This window comes from Paenarthrobacter sp. UW852, assembly GCF_024608385.1.
Taxonomy (GTDB): domain Bacteria; phylum Actinomycetota; class Actinomycetes; order Actinomycetales; family Micrococcaceae; genus Arthrobacter.
In genome coordinates, this window is the sequence record NZ_JAMSGY010000007.1 from 67,576 (window position 1) to 85,375 (window position 17,800).

The 17,800-nt window shown below is 63.3% G+C and carries 12 protein-coding genes and 2 tRNA genes; 10 read left to right on the plus strand and 4 right to left on the minus strand.

Annotation, left to right across the window (positions count from 1 at the left end; genetic code table 11):
* Positions 1 to 39: 39 nt before the first annotated feature.
* Both NEK97_RS13420 and NEK97_RS13425 read left to right on the plus strand, forming a co-directional pair.
* The gene (locus NEK97_RS13420; RefSeq protein WP_257370377.1) at positions 40 to 2,271 is read left to right on the plus strand and encodes a prolyl oligopeptidase family protein; all 2,232 of its coding nucleotides are present in this window, start codon (positions 40 to 42) and stop codon (positions 2,269 to 2,271) included.
* Positions 2,272 to 2,336: 65 nt separating this feature from the next.
* A tRNA-Ser gene (locus NEK97_RS13425) sits at positions 2,337 to 2,424 on the plus strand.
* Positions 2,425 to 2,462: 38 nt separating this feature from the next.
* Here the strand turns inward: NEK97_RS13425 and NEK97_RS13430 are convergent.
* Positions 2,463 to 3,896: an MFS transporter gene (locus NEK97_RS13430; RefSeq protein WP_257370378.1), complete on the minus strand. Its 1,434-nt coding sequence runs from the start codon at positions 3,894 to 3,896 to the stop codon at positions 2,463 to 2,465.
* Between the two features lie 113 nt (positions 3,897 to 4,009).
* The gene (locus NEK97_RS13435; RefSeq protein WP_257370379.1) at positions 4,010 to 6,175 is read right to left on the minus strand and encodes an ATP-dependent DNA helicase RecQ; all 2,166 of its coding nucleotides are present in this window, start codon (positions 6,173 to 6,175) and stop codon (positions 4,010 to 4,012) included.
* A 125-nt stretch (positions 6,176 to 6,300) separates the two neighbouring features.
* On the opposite strand from NEK97_RS13435, the gene NEK97_RS13440 reads away from it, so the two are divergent.
* Genes NEK97_RS13440 through NEK97_RS13450 form a run of 3 tightly spaced genes read left to right on the plus strand, consistent with a single transcriptional unit; the run spans position 6,301 to position 8,679 of the window.
* On the plus strand, positions 6,301 to 7,719 hold the full coding sequence (locus NEK97_RS13440; protein ID WP_257370380.1) for a phosphomannomutase/phosphoglucomutase: 1,419 nt from the start codon (positions 6,301 to 6,303) through the stop codon (positions 7,717 to 7,719).
* 9 nt (positions 7,720 to 7,728) lie between these two features.
* The gene (locus NEK97_RS13445; protein WP_257370381.1) at positions 7,729 to 8,184 is read left to right on the plus strand and encodes a hypothetical protein; all 456 of its coding nucleotides are present in this window, start codon (positions 7,729 to 7,731) and stop codon (positions 8,182 to 8,184) included.
* A 24-nt stretch (positions 8,185 to 8,208) separates the two neighbouring features.
* On the plus strand, positions 8,209 to 8,679 hold the full coding sequence (locus NEK97_RS13450; protein WP_257370382.1) for an Rrf2 family transcriptional regulator: 471 nt from the start codon (positions 8,209 to 8,211) through the stop codon (positions 8,677 to 8,679).
* 121 nt (positions 8,680 to 8,800) lie between these two features.
* Here NEK97_RS13450 and NEK97_RS13455 read toward each other — a convergent pair whose 3' ends face one another.
* Entirely contained in the window at positions 8,801 to 10,627 is a 1,827-nt protein-coding gene (locus tag NEK97_RS13455) for a phosphoenolpyruvate carboxykinase (GTP) (RefSeq protein WP_257370383.1), read from the minus strand.
* A 284-nt stretch (positions 10,628 to 10,911) separates the two neighbouring features.
* Between NEK97_RS13455 and NEK97_RS13460 the strand changes: the two genes are divergently transcribed.
* Positions 10,912 to 10,985: transfer RNA gene (locus NEK97_RS13460), tRNA-Arg, on the plus strand.
* Between the two features lie 157 nt (positions 10,986 to 11,142).
* Here the strand turns inward: NEK97_RS13460 and NEK97_RS13465 are convergent.
* The gene (locus NEK97_RS13465; RefSeq protein ID WP_235520029.1) at positions 11,143 to 11,871 is read right to left on the minus strand and encodes a FadR/GntR family transcriptional regulator; all 729 of its coding nucleotides are present in this window, start codon (positions 11,869 to 11,871) and stop codon (positions 11,143 to 11,145) included.
* Positions 11,872 to 12,191: 320 nt separating this feature from the next.
* Here NEK97_RS13465 and NEK97_RS13470 point away from each other — a divergent pair, with 320 nt between their 5' ends.
* The 4 genes from NEK97_RS13470 to NEK97_RS13485 all read left to right on the plus strand — a co-directional run bounded on the left by NEK97_RS13470 (position 12,192) and on the right by NEK97_RS13485 (position 17,785).
* Positions 12,192 to 13,814: an ABC transporter substrate-binding protein gene (locus tag NEK97_RS13470; protein WP_257370384.1), complete on the plus strand. Its 1,623-nt coding sequence runs from the start codon at positions 12,192 to 12,194 to the stop codon at positions 13,812 to 13,814.
* A gap of 93 nt (positions 13,815 to 13,907) precedes the next feature.
* Entirely contained in the window at positions 13,908 to 14,864 is a 957-nt protein-coding gene (locus NEK97_RS13475) for an ABC transporter permease (protein ID WP_255774092.1), read from the plus strand.
* A gap of 3 nt (positions 14,865 to 14,867) precedes the next feature.
* A complete protein-coding gene (locus NEK97_RS13480) occupies positions 14,868 to 16,982 on the plus strand; it encodes a dipeptide/oligopeptide/nickel ABC transporter permease/ATP-binding protein (protein WP_257370385.1) in 2,115 nt (704 codons plus the stop codon).
* Complete coding sequence (locus NEK97_RS13485) at positions 16,979 to 17,785, plus strand: ABC transporter ATP-binding protein (RefSeq protein ID WP_257370386.1); 807 nt, start codon at positions 16,979 to 16,981, stop codon at positions 17,783 to 17,785. Before NEK97_RS13480 ends, NEK97_RS13485 begins: the two co-directional genes overlap by 4 nt.
* The last annotated feature ends 15 nt before the right edge of the window (positions 17,786 to 17,800 follow it).

The window sequence follows — 17,800 nt, forward strand, 5'->3', positions numbered from 1 at the left end:
GACTTGCTTACTGTTGAAAAGTGTTGCTTGGATGGGGCAATGACCACCACAGAAGCTGATCAGACGCCACTTCCCGGGAACGAGGCTGCGCCAGGCCGTCCCCGCCACGCCGCTGAGGTTGCGCTTGAACCCACGGATGAAAACATCTGGCTCGAAGACATCCATGGCGAAGAGCAGCTTGCATGGGTCCGGGAACAGAACGCGCGAACCGAAGAATTGCTTGAGGACGCTGAATACTCCGCCGTCGAAGCCGGAATCCTTGAGGTCCTGGACTCAACGGACCGCATTGCCATGGTCTCCAAGCGCGGCGGGTTCTACTACAACTTCTGGAAAGACCAGGAACACCCCAAGGGTCTCTGGCGCCGCACCACGTGGGAGAGCTACCTCACCGACGCTCCTGAATGGGACGTCCTCCTGGACGTTGATGCGCTGGCTGCAGCGGAGGGCGTCGAATGGGTCTTCCATGGGGCCGGTTTCCTCCGCCCTGCGGACGGAAACGAGTACCGGCTGGCCATGGTGTCGCTGTCCCCGGACGGCGGCGACGCTGACCGCCACCGCGAGTTCGACGTCGAATCGCGCACCTTCGTTGAGGGCGGCTTCGACCTCCCCACCGCCAAGGGCAGCGTCAGCTGGCTCGATGCCGATACCCTGCTGGTCTCCAGCACCGCGGACGGGCTCCCGGCCACGACCTCCTCGTACGCCCGGACCGGCGTCAAACTCCGCCGCGGGGAGGCCTTGGCTGATGCTGAACGGCTTTTCGAAATCCCGGAAGACCACATGCTGGCCATGGTGGCCCACGATTCCACCCCCGGCTTTGAGCGGACTTTTGCCGTTGACTACATCGACTTCTACAACCGCAGTACGTGGGTGCTGCGGGACGGATCCTGGGTGGCCATCGATGTACCAACCGACGTCAACATCAGCGCCCACCGCGACTGGCTGCTTTTCCGCCCCCAGAAGGACTGGGACGTTGATGGCACTGTTTACCCGTCAGGGTCCTTGCTCGGGGCTGCCTTCGAGGACTACCTGGCGGGCACACGTTCCTTGACGGTGCTGTTTGCGCCGGACGAGCACACATCCCTGCAATCCTGGAGCTGGACGCGGGACTACCTCCTGCTGAACCTCCTCCGCGATGTCTCCTCGGAGATCCGGGTGTTGAATCCGTCAGTCCTCGACTCCCATGGAGCGTGGGCTTCAACGCCGCTGGACGCCTGCCCTCCGCTGCACGACGTGAACGCCTACGCCGTGGACGACGAAGACCCAGGCTCCGCCGGCAACGACTTCTGGCTCGTGGCCACCGGTTTCACCACGCCCACCACCCTGACCCGTGGAACGCTCTCCCCTGCCTCGTCCCAAGGCGAGGACGGCGGCGTGGTGAGCGAGCACTCGGTAGTGAAGCGGTCGCCGTCGTTCTTCAACGAATCGGACTATGAAGTCCAGCAACACTTCGCCGTCTCGGCGGACGGAACCAAGGTCCCCTACTTCCAGGTCGCCTCCAAGGACCTGGTCCTGGACGGCCAGAACCCCACCCAGCTCTCCGGCTACGGCGGGTTCGAGATTTCCCGTACACCCGCATACAGCGGCACGATTGGGCGGGCCTGGTTGGAACGGCGGACGCTTGGAGCCCCCTCCGACGACGGCACTGCCGCGCACTCGCGTGGCGGCGTGTACGTAGTGGCCAACATCCGTGGCGGCGGCGAATACGGACCCTCCTGGCACCGCGCCGCGCTCCAGGAGAACCGGCACCGCGCCTATGAGGACTTCGCCGCGGTCGCGAAAGACCTCATCTCCCGCGGCGTCACCAGTCGACGCCGGCTGGGCTGCGTAGGTGGTTCCAACGGTGGGCTGCTGGTGGGAAACATGCTCACCCAGTATCCAGAACTGTTCGGCGCTGTTTCCTGCGGCGTTCCGCTCCTGGACATGCGCCGCTACACCAAGCTGTCCGCCGGCTACTCCTGGATTGCCGAGTATGGCGACCCCGACGTGCCTGGACAGTGGGAGTTCATCCGCACGTTCTCGCCGTATCACCTCCTCCACGACGGCGTGGAATATCCCGAAACCTTCATCTGGACTGCCACGTCCGACGATCGGGTGGGACCCGTCCAAGCCCGCAAGATGGCCGCCCGCATGCAGGCCATGGGTATCCCGAACGTCTGGTTCCACGAGGCCTTGGAGGGCGGCCACGCGGGAGCATCGGACAACCGGCAGGCTGCCGCGCTGCAGGCACGGAGCAACCATTTCCTGTGGCGTTCGCTGGCCGGGAGCAACTGACCAACAACTGGTTTTGCGCTGGAGTGCAGGTTCTGCGTATCCTTGGTGGGCTAGCAATAGCAAAGGGAGACGTGCCAGAGCGGCCGAATGGGCTTCACTGCTAATGAAGTGTGGGGCACAACTCCACCGGGGGTTCAAATCCCCCCGTCTCCGCGAATCGGTCCCGGTTTTCGAACCGGGACCTTTTGCGTTTAACCCCGCTTCGCTCCCCCACTCACTTCGGCGCCCGCGTGCCGGTGCAAGGCCAGGCTGTCCACCGTGCTGATCAGCATCAGGACGGCCATGGCAATGAACGCCCCCTTATATGCCGCTACCTGGTCACCGCCCAGGAGATGCGTCGCTTCGAACAGCCGCAGGAACAAAGCTCCCACCGCGATGCCGGCCGCGGCAGCCAACTGAACCAGCGTCGCGGAGATCGCGTTGGCCGAGGGCAGCTGTTCCGGGACGATGTCCGCGTACTGCACCGAGGCGTACGCCGAGAATCCGATGGAGCGGAAAGCTCCGCTGAAGAGCAGCAAAGCGAAGATCACGGGCTCGGGAGTTTGGGCATCCAGGAACGCGCACAACGCAAACGTTACGGCGGAAGCGAACGAAGCGAAGACGAGCACCGGCTTGAACCCGAAGCGCCTGATCAAGGGCGTGGTGGCCGGCTTGATTCCGATGTTGCCAACGAAAACGGCGGCGACCATCACACCGGCTTTGAGGGGGTCCCAGCCAAAGCCATCCTGGAACATCAGCGGCAGCAGAAACGGCACCGAACTGATGGTCAGCCGGTAAATGAAACCGCCCGTGGAGGTCGCCCTGAACGTCCTGGTCCGGAACACTCCGAGGTTGAACAGGGGAACGTCGGCTTTCCGCATCCACCAGACAGCACCCGCGAGTGACAGCAGCCCTGCGGCGACCACCATGACGGCGATCGCGTTGGATGCGTGGCCGCCCAATGTTTCCAAACCCACCACCAAGGCACCCACACCCAGGGTGGTCAGCAGGAGCCCAAACCAGTCAAGGCGGCGCTTGGAGTCGAACTGGGTCCGGGGCACCAGCCTGAGCGCAGCAATGAACGCCGCCAGGCCAAGGGGCACATTGATGATGAAGATCCAGTGCCAGGACAGGAAGGTAGTGAGCGCGCCACCGACCATCGGAGCCAGTACAGGGGCGAGCAGTCCGGGCCACACCAAATAGGCGGTGGCCCGGAGGAGCTCGGATTTGGGAGTCCCGCGCAACACCACCAGGGTGCCAACGGGCACCATCATGGCCCCGCCCATGCCCTGGGCCACCCTGCTGAGGGTAAGCATGGACAGGTCTGTGCTCACGGCGCACAGCAGGGAGGCGACGGTGAACACCGAGATGGCGAGGCAGAAGATCCGGCGGGCACCGAACCGTTCAGCCAGCCAACTGCTGAGCGGGATTCCCATCGCAACCGTCACCAGGTATGCGGTCATGGTGATGTTGATGTCGGCCGGTGCCACGCGGAAATCGGAGGCGATGCTGGGGATTGCTGTGGTGAGGATGGTGCCGTCGAGGAACTCCATGAAGAACGTTGCAGCCACCAACAGGGCCAGGCGCGGCCGCCAGCTGGTTTCGCCGGGGGTGTCGACTTCTGTGTTGCTGGGGTTTGTGCTCATGGCTCCGGTCCAGGATCTGGCTGTGGGCCCGTGACAGGCCGCTGGCGTGTTGGCTCGATCCTATAGAGGCACAGTGGGAGCGATCACAACATGACGTTCTTTACCCCGCCTTCCTATCCCGCTTGCGCCAAGGCCAGGGGTAGAACGGCTCCCACACCGGCTTGGCGCAAGGCCAAGGCCGAAACTGTCATGGTCCAGCGGCTGTCGATAAGGTCGTCCACCAGCAGCACTGGCTGGCCTCCAGTACCAGCCAGGGCCTGGGCAAGGTCCGGGCCCACAACAAGCCGGTCCCAGACGCCGGCAAGCCTGTAGGCGCTGTTGCCTCCTCGGGCGCCGGTGGGCCCACCGTGTTGGGGCTGCAGCTGGCCCAGGTAGGGCATCCGCCCGATGCCGGCTATTCCCTGTGCCAGGGACTCCACCAGCTGCGGCTTACTCCTGGACGGGATGCTGACCACGGCTGCGGGTCGACCCACTCCGCTCCAAGGAGTTCCGCCTTCAGCTCCTGACCACTCACGAAGCACCTGGACACAGGCTTGCAGCATGGCCGGATCCACGGCGCGGTCCGGGGAACCAGCAGCGAACAATTCTCGCAGCGCCCCACCCCAGCCCAGGTCCGTCAGCCTGGCCAGGACCCGGCCTTCTGAGACGCTTTGGTCAGGTTTGATCTTGCCCTTGACGGCCACCCCCAGCCGATCCATGCCGCTGGGCCATTGGAGTCGCGGCTCCACGGCGATACCGGCGCGTCGTAGGGTCTGGCCAGCGGCATCGGCTGCCGAGGCTGCCACGTCCACGGGGAACCATCGGCCGGCACAGTTGTCGCAGCGACCACACGCTGCTGCGGTCTCGTCGTCGAGGACGGACGTGATGTACTCCATGCGGCATCCAGCCGTGTCCTGGTAGATCACCATGGAGTCCTGCTCGTCCACCCGCGCCTCTGCGATGCGTGCGTACCGCTCGGCGTCGTAATGCCAGGGGCTCCCGGTTGCTCTCCAGCCGCCGCCAACGCGTTCAACTGCCCCGTCCACGGCAAGGACCTTAAGGAGGAGTTCCAAGGGCGTGCGGCGGAGGTCCACGCGGGCCTCCAGAGCGACGGTGGACAAAGCTGAGCCTGCTTCCCCGAGGGCACCAAGCACGGCATCGGCCTTTTCAGCGGACGGCATGGAAGCCGTTGCAAAATACTGCCAGATCTCGCGGTCCTCTGAGCCTGGAAGCAGCAGCACGTCTGCATTGGCCGCTCCTCGGCCTGCGCGGCCAACCTGTTGGTAATAGGCAACGGGCGATGATGGTGCACCAAGGTGGATGACAAAACCCAGGTCCGGCTTGTCGAATCCCATGCCCAGCGCTGATGTGGCCACGAGCGCCTTCACCTGGTTGTCCTTAAGCAGTTGTTCTGCGCGCTCCCGGTCTGCAGGGTCCGTCCGGCCTGTATAGGACAAGACGTTGTGCCCGGCCTCAGCGAGGAGCCTGGCTGTGTCCTCCGCAGCTGAAACGGTGAGCGTGTAAATGATGCCGCTGCCGGGCATGTCTTTTAGATGGGTCAGCAGCCATCCCAGGCGGTCCCTGGAATCAGGCAAGGACAGGACGCCCAGGCGCAGGGACTCCCGCCCCAGGGCCCCACGGATGGTCAGTACTCCGGCACCGAGCTGTTCCTCTATGTCGTGGACCACCCGGGAGTTGGCCGTAGCCGTGGTGGCCAGCACCGGAACCGACTCCGGCAATTGGGCAATGAGGTCGGCGATGCGCCGGTAGTCGGGCCGGAAGTCGTGACCCCAGTCCGAAATACAGTGGGCCTCGTCAATAACCAGGAGGCCGGTACGGCGAATGAGCTCCGGAAGCTGGTTTTCCCGGAAAGATGGGTTGGTAAGGCGCTCCGGTGAAACCAGAAGGACATCAACTTCGTCGGCGGCCAGCTGCGCCAGGACGGTATCCCATTCGAGGGCGTTTGCAGAGTTGATGGCCACGGCACGCACTCCTGCCCTGGCGGCTGCAGCCACCTGGTCCCGCATGAGTGCCAGCAGCGGGGAAACAATCAGCGTTGGTCCCGCGCCCCGGCGCCGTAGAAGCAGGGATGCCACGAAGTAGACGGCGGACTTCCCCCAACCTGTCCTCTGGACCACCAGTGCCCTGCGGCCGGCATCGACCAACGCTTCAATAGCTTCGTACTGGCCGTCGTGGAACCGGGCTTCCGGGTGTCCCACCAACTCCCGCAGGCACGCCAGGGCCTGCTGTTCGGTAGGTGATTGCACGGAAACGGCAGCATTCGGGGAGTTGTTGGCCATGAACCCAGTATTCCAGCCACCCCCGACGCCCATCACCCGCGGACCTGGCTATGTGGATAGTGATTATCCACATAGCCCCCCGCCCGGTTCATGCCCCATTGCGTAGCCACAGTAGGATTGAGCGCGTGACTAGCGAGCAGAACAAGACATTCGACCTCTCGGCATCCTTCAAGGCGTACGACGTCCGGGGAATCGTGGGTGAATCCATCACGGCTGAAATTGTCGAGGCCGTAGGCGCTGCGTTCATCGACGTCCTGGGCCTTGAAGGCGGCACCGTTCTGGTGGGCGGCGACATGCGCCCTTCGTCCCCTGAGTTCAGCCAGGCTTTTGCCAACGGGGCAGCCACCCGGGGCGCCAACGTCCGGTTGCTGGACCTGATCTCCACCGACGAGCTCTACTACGCCTGCGGGGCCCTGAACGCAGCCGGAGCCACGTTCACAGCCAGTCACAACCCAGCCGAATACAACGGCATCAAGATGGCCAAGGCCGGCGCGCAGCCCATCTCATCGGAATCGGGCCTGAAGGAAATCCAGGCCCTGGCCGAGGAATACCTCAACACCGGCATCATTCCCGCAGCCGAAACCCGCGGAGAGATCAGTGTCCATGACGTCCTAAAGGACTACTCCGAGTACCTGCGCCAGCTCGTGGACCTCTCCGGCTCGCGTCCCCTGAAGATCGTGGTGGACGCAGGCAACGGCATGGCCGGACTGACGACCCCCGCAGTTCTCGGCGATAAATTGCTCCCTGCCCTGCCTTTCGAGATCGTGCCGCTCTATTTCGAACTCGACGGCTCGTTCCCGAACCATCCCGCCAATCCCCTCGAACCGGAAAACCTCCGCGACCTGCAGGCCGCCGTGGTCAAGCACGGTGCCGACATCGGCTTGGCATTCGATGGTGACGCTGACCGCTGCTTCGTGATCGACGAGAAGGGCGAGCCCGTCTCCCCGTCCGCCATCACCGGCATGGTGGCCAGGCGTGAAATCGCCCGTGCCCGGGCAGCAGGCGAGGAAACCCCCGTGATCATCCACAACCTCCTCACCTCCAAGGCCGTACCGGAACTGGTGGCCAAGGACGGCGGCCGTGCCGTACGCACCCGTGTGGGCCACTCCTTCATCAAGGCTGTCATGGCGGAGGAAGGCGCTGTCTTCGGCGGCGAGCACTCCGCGCACTTCTACTTCCGGGACTTCTGGAACGCTGACACAGGCATGCTCGCAGCCATGCACGTCCTCGCTGCCCTCGGCGAGCAGGACGGCCCGCTCTCCGAGCTCGGCCGCCAATACGAGCCCTACGTTTCATCCGGAGAAATCAACTCCGAGATCGAAGACAAGGCCGGGGCCGTGGAGCGGGTCCGCGTGGACTTCGAAAGCGAAGACATCGACATCGACCACATGGACGGCTCCACGTTCACTGCAAAGGACGGCAGCTGGTGGTTCAACCTGCGGCCTTCCAACACTGAACCGTTCCTGCGCCTGAATGCCGAAGCCAAGGACCAGCCCACCATGGAGAAGATCCGCGACCGCGTCCTGGCTCTGGTTCGGGCCTAAGGCCAAGCCATGACCGACCAGTCCACCGGCGAGACGTTGCCGGAAGAATCCGACCAGGACCGCGAGCTCCGGGAGACACTGGGCACGGCGCTGGGGACCGCGCAGGAGCACATCCAGCAGAACGGTGGTTTCTTTCCGTTCGGCGTGACGCTCTCGAACGATGGTGAGTTCCGGATCGTCATGATCGCACCTGGTGAGCCGGACGAAAATGGTGACGTCGATGCGGGGCAGATGCTGACCGACATCCACCAGCTCCTGCGCCAAGGGCGCGACGACTTCAAGGCTGTGGCCCTTGTCAGTGACGTCACGTTGCCGGACCATGGTTCGGACGGCATCCATGGTGCCGCCGAACACAGGAATGGCGAAGCCCGGGCAGCCATCATCCCGTACTCCCCCACCGCAGAGGGTTTTGCCTTCCGTCCTATGGAGCCCGATACCCACGAGCCATCCATCTGGGTGGACTAGACCCTACTCACATGAGCTGATCCCATGAAAATCAACGCGTTCGCAGACGTTAGCCTCCGCGCCATCATGGTGTTGGCCGCGGCCCCCGAAGGCATGTTGTTGACCACACAGGCCGTGGCCGACGCCGTGGGGACGCCGTACAACCACGTCAGCAAAGCCATGGTCCGGCTCCGTGCTTTAGGTTTCATTGACGTCGAGCGTGGCCGGCTTGGTGGTTCACGGCTCAGCGAACACGGCCGGCGAGCCACAGTCGGCGAGGTCCTGCGCCACTTGGACAGCCGGCAGGATCCAGCCGAGTGCCAATCCCCCACCAAGAATTGCCCGCTCATCAACGAGTGCGAACTGCGCCGGGCCATGACCCGGGCCAGGGAGGCCTTTTACCGCGAACTCGACTCCGTGGTCATTTCCACCCTTCCGCATGCGCGCCAAATGAACCCGGTGTTCCAATCCATCGGGCTCCGTCCGGAGTTCCGAACACCCGCCCCACTTACATAACCGCCGCGCGGAACGATACCGTTCCTGACCTGCGCGAAGAACGACGGCGGCCCGCCACCTTTCCAACGAAAGGTGACGGGCCGTCGTCGTTCACTTAAGAACGCCGTTGTTCCTAAGAGGTCTAGCCCAGACGGGACTTGAGCCCATCCAGCTCGGACTGGAGTGCCGCCGGGAGCGATTCGCCGAAGTTGGCGAACCATTCCTCGATGGACGCCAGCTCGGTTGCCCATTCTTCAGGATCGACGCGCACGGCTGCCTCGACCTCTGCCGGGGTCATGTCCAGCCCTTCGAGGTCGATGGATTCGCCGGTCGGTACGAAACCGATCGGAGTCTCCACAGCGTCAGCCTTGCCTTCGAGGCGCTCGATGGCCCACTTCAGCACGCGGGCGTTGTCACCAAAGCCCGGCCAGGCGAAGCCACCCTCAGCCGTGCGACGGAACCAGTTGACCAGGAAGATCTTGGGCAGTCGCTCCGGGTTGGCCTTCGCGGACAGGTTGACCCAGTGGTTCAGGTAGTCGCCCGCGTCGTATCCGATGAACGGCAGCATGGCCATGGGGTCGCGGCGGACAACGCCAACGGCACCGGCTGCAGCAGCCGTGGTTTCCGAGGACAGCGTGGATCCCATGAAGATACCGTTGGACCAGTTGCGGGCCTCGGTAACCAGCGGAATGGTGGTCTTGCGGCGGCCACCGAACAGGATGGCGGAGAGCTCAACGCCTTCCGGGCTGAAGTACTCTTCGGCCAGCATGTCGATCTGGTCGATCGGCGTGCAGAAGCGGGAGTTCGGATGCGCGGCGGGGGCGTCGGAGTCCGGTGTCCAGGACTCGCCGCGCCAGTCGGTCAGGTGCGCCGGAGTCTCCTCCGTCATGCCCTCCCACCAGACGCCACCGTCATCAGTCAGTGCGACGTTGGTGAAGATGCTGTTGCCCTTGGCGATGGCACGCATGGCGTTGGGGTTGGTGCCCCAGCCGGTGCCGGGAGCGACGCCGAACAGGCCGGCTTCGGGGTTGACGGCGCGGAGCTCGCCTTCCTTGCCGAAGCGCATCCAGGTGATGTCGTCGCCCAGGGTCTCCACCTTCCAGCCCTTGATGGTGGGGTCGAGCAACGCGAGGTTGGTCTTGCCGCACGCGGACGGGAAGGCAGCAGAGATGTAGTAGGTCTTCTGCTCCGGGGAGGTCAGCTTGAGGATCAGCATGTGTTCAGCCAGCCAGCCCTCGTCGCGGGCCATCACCGAGGCGATGCGCAGGGCGTAGCACTTCTTGCCGAGGAGGGCGTTGCCGCCGTAACCGGATCCGAAGGACCAGATGGAGCGCTCTTCGGGGAAGTGGACAATCCACTTGTCCGGGTTGCAGGGCCAGGCGACGTCGGCCTGGCCGGCTTCCAGCGGGGCACCGAGTGAGTGCAGGGCCGGGACGAAGAAGGCATCGGTTTCGGTGATGCGGTCCAAGACGTCCGTGCCAATGCGGGCCATGATGCGCATGGAGGCAACAACGTAGGCGGAGTCGGTGATCTCGACGCCAAACTTGGGGTCTTCAGCATCCAGGTGGCCCATGACGAACGGAATGACGTACATGGTGCGGCCACGCATGGAGCCGGCGAACAGACCGCGCAGCTTCTGCTTCATCTCGGCCGGGGCCATCCAGTTGTTGGTGAAGCCTGCGTCGCGCTCGTTTTCGGAGCAGATGAAGGTCTGCTCTTCCACACGGGCAACGTCAGCCGGGTCAGAGAATGCCGCGAAGGAATTCGGGAACGTCTCCGGGTTCAGCCGCTTGAGCGTGCCGGCCTCGACAAGCTCGTCGGTGAGTTTCTTGTTTTCTGCTTCGCTGCCATCGACCCAGTGGATGCGGTCCGGCTGGGTCAGCTCGGCAACTTCCTCAACCCAAGCCAGCAGGCGTGCATGCGTAGTAGGTGCCTTCTCAAGCAGCGGCAGTCGCGCCAGATCGCCCATTGTGGTTCCCTTCCTCGGGTTCAGTGGTGTGTCCTAAACGATAGGGGCCGCGGACCAGACCAATGGGCTGTCAGACATCGGACAACCGTGGGACCGAAAAGTAAAAACGCCTAGAAATCAGGGGCAATGGCTCGCCAGAGGCAGATTTAAGTGACTAAGGTCACGTAGACCGGTCTAGTTGCGCAGATTACAGCTTTTCGATTTGGAACTTCACATGAACTTCTGTAAAGTTTATTGAGGTTCGAGGGGGTCAGAGAAACAGACCGCCGAGAATCACACGAAATGCGCCCATAGCTCAGCTGGATAGAGCGTCTGTCTACGGAACAGAAGGTCAGGGGTTCGAATCCCTTTGGGCGCACAAATAAAGACCCGCACCGGTTCGCCGGTGCGGGTCTTTTGTTTTGCTCAGCATTAGTTCGCACAGCGCGAGGTGAGCCGCACGCACAAACGGAACGGGCCGCCGTCGTACTTCAGGTGAAAGTACGACGGCGGCCCGTCACGTTGCGAGCGGAGGGTCAGTCGCCCACGGCCTCGCCGATACGGCGGCGGATTCCGTCGAAGTGCCGGTTGAGCAGCTCGGAGGCTGAGGCCTTGTCCCCGGCGGCAACGGCGGCGTAGATGTTGCGGTGCATGGCGGCGGTCTTCATGAGGTCCTCGTTGCCCGGACCGATTTCGACGTGGATCTTCCGGTAGACCTTCCAGAAAACACCCATCAGGTTGATCAGGAGCTCGTTGTTGAGCGGCTCGAAGAGCCTGCGGTGGAATTCAGCATCGGCGGCCACGAAGTTTTCGCCGGCAGCGGCGAGATCCTCCATCTGCTTCACGGCTTCCTCAATGGAGGCAAGCTGTTCGGGTGTCATGACGTCCATCGAAGAGCCGATCAAGCCCGACTCCAACGCCTGGCGCACATCGACGAGCTGCAACGCCTCAAGCCCCTGGTGCCGCAGCGACAACCGGCCCCTGAAGGTGAGGCCGTCGGCGAGGGCGTCAAAATTGCTCGGGGCCACGAACATGCCGAAGCCATGCCGGATCTCGATGACACCCAGGGCTTGCAGGACCTTGAGGGATTCGCGCAGCGTATTGCGCCCGACTCCGAGAGCCACCGACAACTCGCTCTCTGTCGGCAGTGGATCGCCCGCCTCCAGCTCGCGCTCGAGGATCAATTCCATAATGTCCGACTGCAAGGCACGAAGCCGGGCCTGTGCACTGAACCGCGCCTGCGGAACTACACCGGAAGTTGTCATGGCTTTCTCCTTGCCGCTGCATCACCCGGGAAGCCTGGGCGATGCGGTGTTAATATTGAGGCGAGCTTAGCGCCCACCGCAGATTGAGTGACTCGCAACATACAATATCGGATGTCCCACCTCCTTGATAAGTATGTTCAGGGATTTCGCTGGGATTTCCCCTCAGGACCGGCCGCAGCCGGAAAACCGCCGGGCGCGCGGACGAGGCCAGGCCGCCCACTCTCACTTGACGTTCTCTTGTGACCGCCCTTACAGTTTCCATACGAGCATCGGACGTCCTACATCCGATAACCCACGAAACGCGATTGGTGAGGCACCCTATGAGCAAGACGATCAACAGCCTGCCGCTGGTCAATGACGCCAGCCGCCGGAACTTCCTGAAGCTAAGCGGCGCAGTTGGTGCAGCAGCCGCCTTCACGGCAACACTTTCTGCGTGCGGCGGCGCTGCCAGCACGACCACCGGCACCAGCACCAACACGGCCGCCGTCAACAAGGACCTCACCATCGAGGCAGGCATTTCCTACGCGCTCTCCACGGGTTTCGACCCGCTGAGCTCTTCGGGTGCGACGCCGATGGCTGCCAACCTGCATATCTTCGAAGGCCTCATCGAGCTGCACCCGGCCACACGCGAGCCCTACAACGCCCTGGCCGCAGCGGACCCCAAGAAGATCAACGACACCACCTATCAGGTGACCATCCGCGATGGCGCAAAGTTCCACGACGGCTCCCCCGTCACCACCGAGGACGTCGCTTTCTCCTTCACCCGCGTGATGGACCCGGCGAACAAGTCGCTGTTCTCCCAGTTCATCCCCTTCATCCAGGACGTCAAGCCTGTTGATGCCAAGACGGTGGAATTCACCCTTAAGTACGCCTTCCCCGGCTTCGGACCCCGGATCTCCGTGGTCAAGATCGTCCCCAAGGCACTCGCTACCGACCTGAAGGCGTTCGACGCCAAGCCAGTCGGCTCCGGACCGTACAAACTCATCTCCGCAGTCAAGGACGACAAGATCGTCTTCGAGGCATTCGCCGACTACAACGGCCCCAAGCCTGCACTGGCCAAGGGCATGACCTGGCTGCTGCTCTCTGATGCCGCAGCCCGCGTCACCGCAGTCCAGTCCGGCCGCGTCCAGGCCATCGAAGACGTTCCCTACCTGGACGTCGATGGGCTGAAGTCCAAGGTGAAGGTCGAATCCGTCCAGTCCTTCGGCCTGCTGTTCCTCATGTTCAACTGTGCCAAGGCACCGTTCGACAACAAGCTGGTCCGCCAGGCACTGCACTACGGCCTGGACAAGGAAGCCATCATCAAGAAGGCCCTGTTCGGCAACGCCAAAGCCGCTACCTCCTACTTCCAGGAAGGCCACCCGGACTACGTCAAGGCCAAGAACGTTTATGGCTTCGACACGTCCAAGGCCGAGGAACTCCTGAAGCAGGCCGGCGTCACCACCCTCGAATTCGAACTCCTCACCACAGACACCGCCTGGGTTAAGGACGTTGCGCCACTGATCCTCGAGTCCTGGAACAAGATTCCCGGTGTGAAGGTCACGGTCAAGAGCCTCCAGTCGGGCGCCTTGTACAGCGACCGTGTTGGCAAGGGCGACTACAGTGTGGTCGCTGCCCCCGGCGATCCCTCCGTCTTCGGCAACGATGCAGACCTCCTGCTGAGCTGGTTCTACTCGGGTGCCACCTGGATGGACAAGCGCGCTTTCTGGACCACCCCGGAGCGCACCAAACTGCAGGGCCTCATGGACAAGGGCTCCCAGGCCTCGGGCGATGACGCCAAGAAGATCGTCGGCGAAATCGTGGACATGGTCTCCGAAGAGGTCCCCCTGTACCCGGTCTTCCACCGCCAGCTTCCCAGCGCCTGGGACGAAAAGAAGCTCAACGGCTTCCAGCCCCTTCCCACCACCGGCCTGTCGTTCGTCGGCGTCGGACGCACTGCCTAAGCAATCCTTCGCGTTGTGAGGCCTGCTCTGCAGGGTTAAACCCCCAAAAACCCTGCAGAGCGGGGCCCACAACCAGATCAACCGGAGAACAAATTGGTCACGATATTGCGTCTGCTTGGCCGCAGGCTTGCAGCATTGCCATTGATGATCCTGGGCATCACGTTGCTCGTCTTCCTCGTCCTTCAGGCCGCTCCCGGCGACCAAGCCAGTTCAGCCCTCGGCGACGGCGCCAGCGAAGAAGCGAAGCAGCAATACCGCCAGGACAATGGCCTGAACGACCCCCTGGTCCTGCAGTACTTCCGTTTCCTCGGCAAGCTCCTGCAGTTCGACCTCGGCGTCACCACACCACCGGCCAAGTCGGTGGCATCCATGATCGGCTCGGCTTTCCCGCTGACCCTTCAACTCACCTTCCTTGGCGTCCTCATCGCGATCGTCCTCTCCCTGGCCTTTGGCATCATGGGCGCCCTGTACCGCGACAAGTGGCAGGACCAGTTGGTCCGCGTCTTCTCAATCGCCGCAATTGCCACGCCGTCGTTTTGGCTGGGCATCCTGCTGATCCAGTGGTTCGCCCTCGGTGAGAACCCCATGTTCCCCTCGGGCGGAATTGCGACGCCGGAATCCGGCTTTGGCGGCTGGCTCAACTCCATGGCCCTCCCGGCTTTGGCCCTCGGCATTCCCGTGTCCGCGTCCCTGATCCGTGTGGTCCGTACCTCCATGGTGGAAGAACTGGACCGCGACTACGTCCGGACCGCCATCGGCAACGGTGTCCCCTACCGCGAGGTCGTCTCCAAGAACGTCCTCCGCAACGCCCTCGTCACACCGGTGACCGTGCTGGGACTGCGCGTTGGCTACCTGCTGGGCGGCGCCGTCGTGATTGAAATGATCTTCGCCTTGCCCGGCATGGGCCAGCTGATCCTCAACGGCATCACCAACCTGGACGTCAACCTGGTCCAGGGCGTGGTGCTCACCATCTCGGTCACCTTCGTTCTGGTGAACATCGTGGTGGACCTTCTCTACCTGCTTATCAACCCCCGAATCAGGACGGTATAGCTCATGCGCAGCAAGCTCGCAGAACGGCTAAGTGCCCCGGTCATTCGTTTCAAGGCCCTGCCCTGGGGCTCCCGTATCGCCCTGCTTTTCCTCGTGCTGATTGTGCTGGCGGCCATCTTCGCGCCCGTCATCGCCCCGCATGATCCGCTGGAAACATTCATTCCCGCCACGCCTCCGGGCGCCGAGCACTTCTTCGGCACCGACCGCCTGGGTCGGGACATTTTCTCCCGCCTGCTTTTCGGCGCACAGTCGTCGCTGATGATCGGCCTCGGCGCCGTGGGCCTGGCCATTCTGGCCGGCGCGCTTTTGGGTTCCTTTGCCGCCACGTCCAGCAAGTCCGTCAATGAAATCATCATGCGGCTCATGGACATCCTCATGGCGTTCCCGGGCATCGCCCTGGCCGCTGTGCTGCTGGCAGCGTTCGGCAACTCGGTGCCCACCATCATCGTCGCGATCGCCATCATCTACACCCCGCAACTTGCCCGGGTGGTCCGCGCCAACGTGCTGGCCCAGTATGGCGAGGACTACGTCCGTGCCGAGCGGGTCATCGGAGCCGGCCGCTTCTACATCCTGGTCAAGCACATTGTCCGCAACACTGCCGCTCCCGTGCTGGTGTTCGCCACGGTCATGGTTGCCGACGCCATCATCCTCGAAGCCTCGCTGTCCTTCCTGGGCGCAGGCGTCCAGGATCCCGCACCGTCATGGGGCAACGTGATCTCCTACGGCCGCAACCTGGTCCTGTCCGGCGGCTGGTGGGCCACTACGTTCGCGGGCCTCACCATCCTTTTGACCGTTCTTTCCTTGAACATCCTGGCCGAGGGCCTCACCGACGCCATGGTGAACCCGAAGCTTCGCCGCGCCCCCGTGGTGAAGGACGACGACGGTTCGGCTGCAGTTATTGCCGTGGACACCGAAGTTGGTACATCCGTTGCCCAGCCTTCAGTGGTTGAGGAACACGAGCTCGACGGCGTACTGGCGGGTTCCAGCGTCGGCGCCACTTCCGAGGTGGGCGCCTCAGCCGTCCTCACCGATGTGAAGCTCGCCGCCGCCAACCCGCACCTCCTCCTGGACCGCGAACTGGAACTCCTGGCAGCAATCGAAGCGAAGCGCACCGACCGCCTCCCGCAGGTACCGGCAGGCTCACGCAACGTGCTGGAAGTAAAGAACCTGTCCATCCGCTTCCCAGGCCGCTTCGGCGACATCGCGATCGTAGACAACGTGTCCTTCACTGTCCGCGAGGGCGAAACGATGGGCCTTGTGGGCGAGTCCGGTTGCGGCAAGTCCATCACCTCGCTGGCCGTCATGGGCCTGCTCCCCAAAACCGCGGAGGTCACGGGCTCCATCAAGTTCGATGGCAAGGAACTCTTGGATTCCAGCACCAAGCACAGCGATCCCAAGGCCTACGTTGGCCTGCGCGGTGAGCAGATCGCCATGGTCTACCAGGACGCCCTCAGTTCGCTGAACCCGTCCATGAAGATCAAGGACCAGATGGAGCAGCTCACCAAGCGAGGTGGCCGCAAGACACCCGCGGAACTGCTGGAGATGGTGAAGCTGGACCCGGTCCGGACACTTGCCAGCTATCCGCATGAGCTCTCCGGCGGCCAGCGACAACGTGTGCTGATTGCCATGGCGTTGTCCCGTTCCCCCAGGATCGTGGTGGCCGACGAGCCGACTACCGCCCTGGACGTCACTGTCCAGAAGCAAGTTGTGGATCTGCTGAACGAGCTGCGGGAACAACTCGGGTTTGCCATGGTGTTCGTCAGCCACGACCTCGCGTTGGTGGCCTCCCTGGCCCACCGCATCACTGTGATGTACGCCGGCCAGGTGGTGGAATCCGCGCAGGCTTCCGAGCTTCTGCGGAACCCCAAGCACGAGTACACCCGTGGCCTGCTGGGTGCCGTCCTGTCCATTGAAGCGGACGCCGCCAGGCTCCACCAGATTCCGGGCACCGTGCCATCCCCGCGGGACTTTGCCACGGGAGATCGCTTTGCCGCCCGGTCGCTGCGCCCCGACGCCGATCCCCACCAAAAGCTGGTGCTCACTTCGGTGGCCTCGGCCAATGGCGATGACGATGCCGACCACTACTGGGCAAGCCACCTGAAGGAGGACGCACGATGAGTGAATCAACCGGCAAACCGGTCATCGAGCTCAAGGACGTCAAGGTCTACCACCATGCACGGACCGGTGGCCTGTTCCGCCCTAACATCGTCAAAGCGGTAGACGGCGTCGACTTCACCATCAGCCGCGGCGAAACCGTCGGCATCGTCGGTGAGTCCGGCTGCGGCAAGTCCACGCTTGCTTCGGTGCTCGTGGGACTGCAGCCGCCGACGTCGGGAAAGGTTTTGTTCCACGGAAAGCCGGCCATCAAGCGGAACGCAGCCATGCGCAAGGCGTTTGGCCGCTCCGTTTCCGTGGTCTTCCAGGACCCGGCCACGGCGCTGAACCCGCGCATGACCATCCAGGACATCCTCACCGATCCGCTGCAAATCCATGGCATCGGCAACGCTTCCTCCCGTGCCGCCAAGGTCAAGGAACTGTTGGCGCTGGTTGGCTTGCCGCAATCGGCGGCCGAAGTGACGCCGTCGCAGGTTTCCGGTGGCCAGCGCCAGCGCGTGGCGATTGCCCGCGCGTTGGCCCTGGACCCGGACATCATCGTGGCGGACGAACCGACGTCGGCCCTGGACGTTTCGGTCCGCGCGCAGGTCCTGAACCTGCTCTCCGACCTGAAGACCCAGCTGAATCTGGGAATGGTGTTTATTTCCCACGACATCCAGACTGTCCGCTACGTTTCGGACCGGATCTGCGTCATGTACTTCGGCAAGATCGTCGAGCAAGGCTCCGCTGCGCAAGTCTTCGACAACCCGAGCAACGACTACACCAAGAAGCTGCTGGGCGCCGCGCCGAGCCTCCTTCACATCTAGTTTTTCCCTTCACAA

Bases quoted from the DNA above. Each gene is read 5' to 3' on its own strand.
- NEK97_RS13420 (WP_257370377.1), top strand. From the start codon at position 40: ATGACCACCACAGAAGCTGATCAGACGCCACTTCCCGGGAACGAGGCT.
- NEK97_RS13430 (WP_257370378.1), bottom strand. From the start codon at position 3,896: ATGAGCACAAACCCCAGCAACACAGAAGTCGACACCCCCGGCGAAACC.
- NEK97_RS13435 (WP_257370379.1), bottom strand. From the start codon at position 6,175: ATGGCCAACAACTCCCCGAATGCTGCCGTTTCCGTGCAATCACCTACC.
- NEK97_RS13445 (WP_257370381.1), top strand. From the start codon at position 7,729: ATGACCGACCAGTCCACCGGCGAGACGTTGCCGGAAGAATCCGACCAG.
- NEK97_RS13450 (WP_257370382.1), top strand. From the start codon at position 8,209: ATGAAAATCAACGCGTTCGCAGACGTTAGCCTCCGCGCCATCATGGTG.
- NEK97_RS13455 (WP_257370383.1), bottom strand. From the start codon at position 10,627: ATGGGCGATCTGGCGCGACTGCCGCTGCTTGAGAAGGCACCTACTACG.
- NEK97_RS13465 (WP_235520029.1), bottom strand. From the start codon at position 11,871: ATGACAACTTCCGGTGTAGTTCCGCAGGCGCGGTTCAGTGCACAGGCC.
- NEK97_RS13470 (WP_257370384.1), top strand. From the start codon at position 12,192: ATGAGCAAGACGATCAACAGCCTGCCGCTGGTCAATGACGCCAGCCGC.
- NEK97_RS13480 (WP_257370385.1), top strand. From the start codon at position 14,868: ATGCGCAGCAAGCTCGCAGAACGGCTAAGTGCCCCGGTCATTCGTTTC.
- NEK97_RS13485 (WP_257370386.1), top strand. From the start codon at position 16,979: ATGAGTGAATCAACCGGCAAACCGGTCATCGAGCTCAAGGACGTCAAG.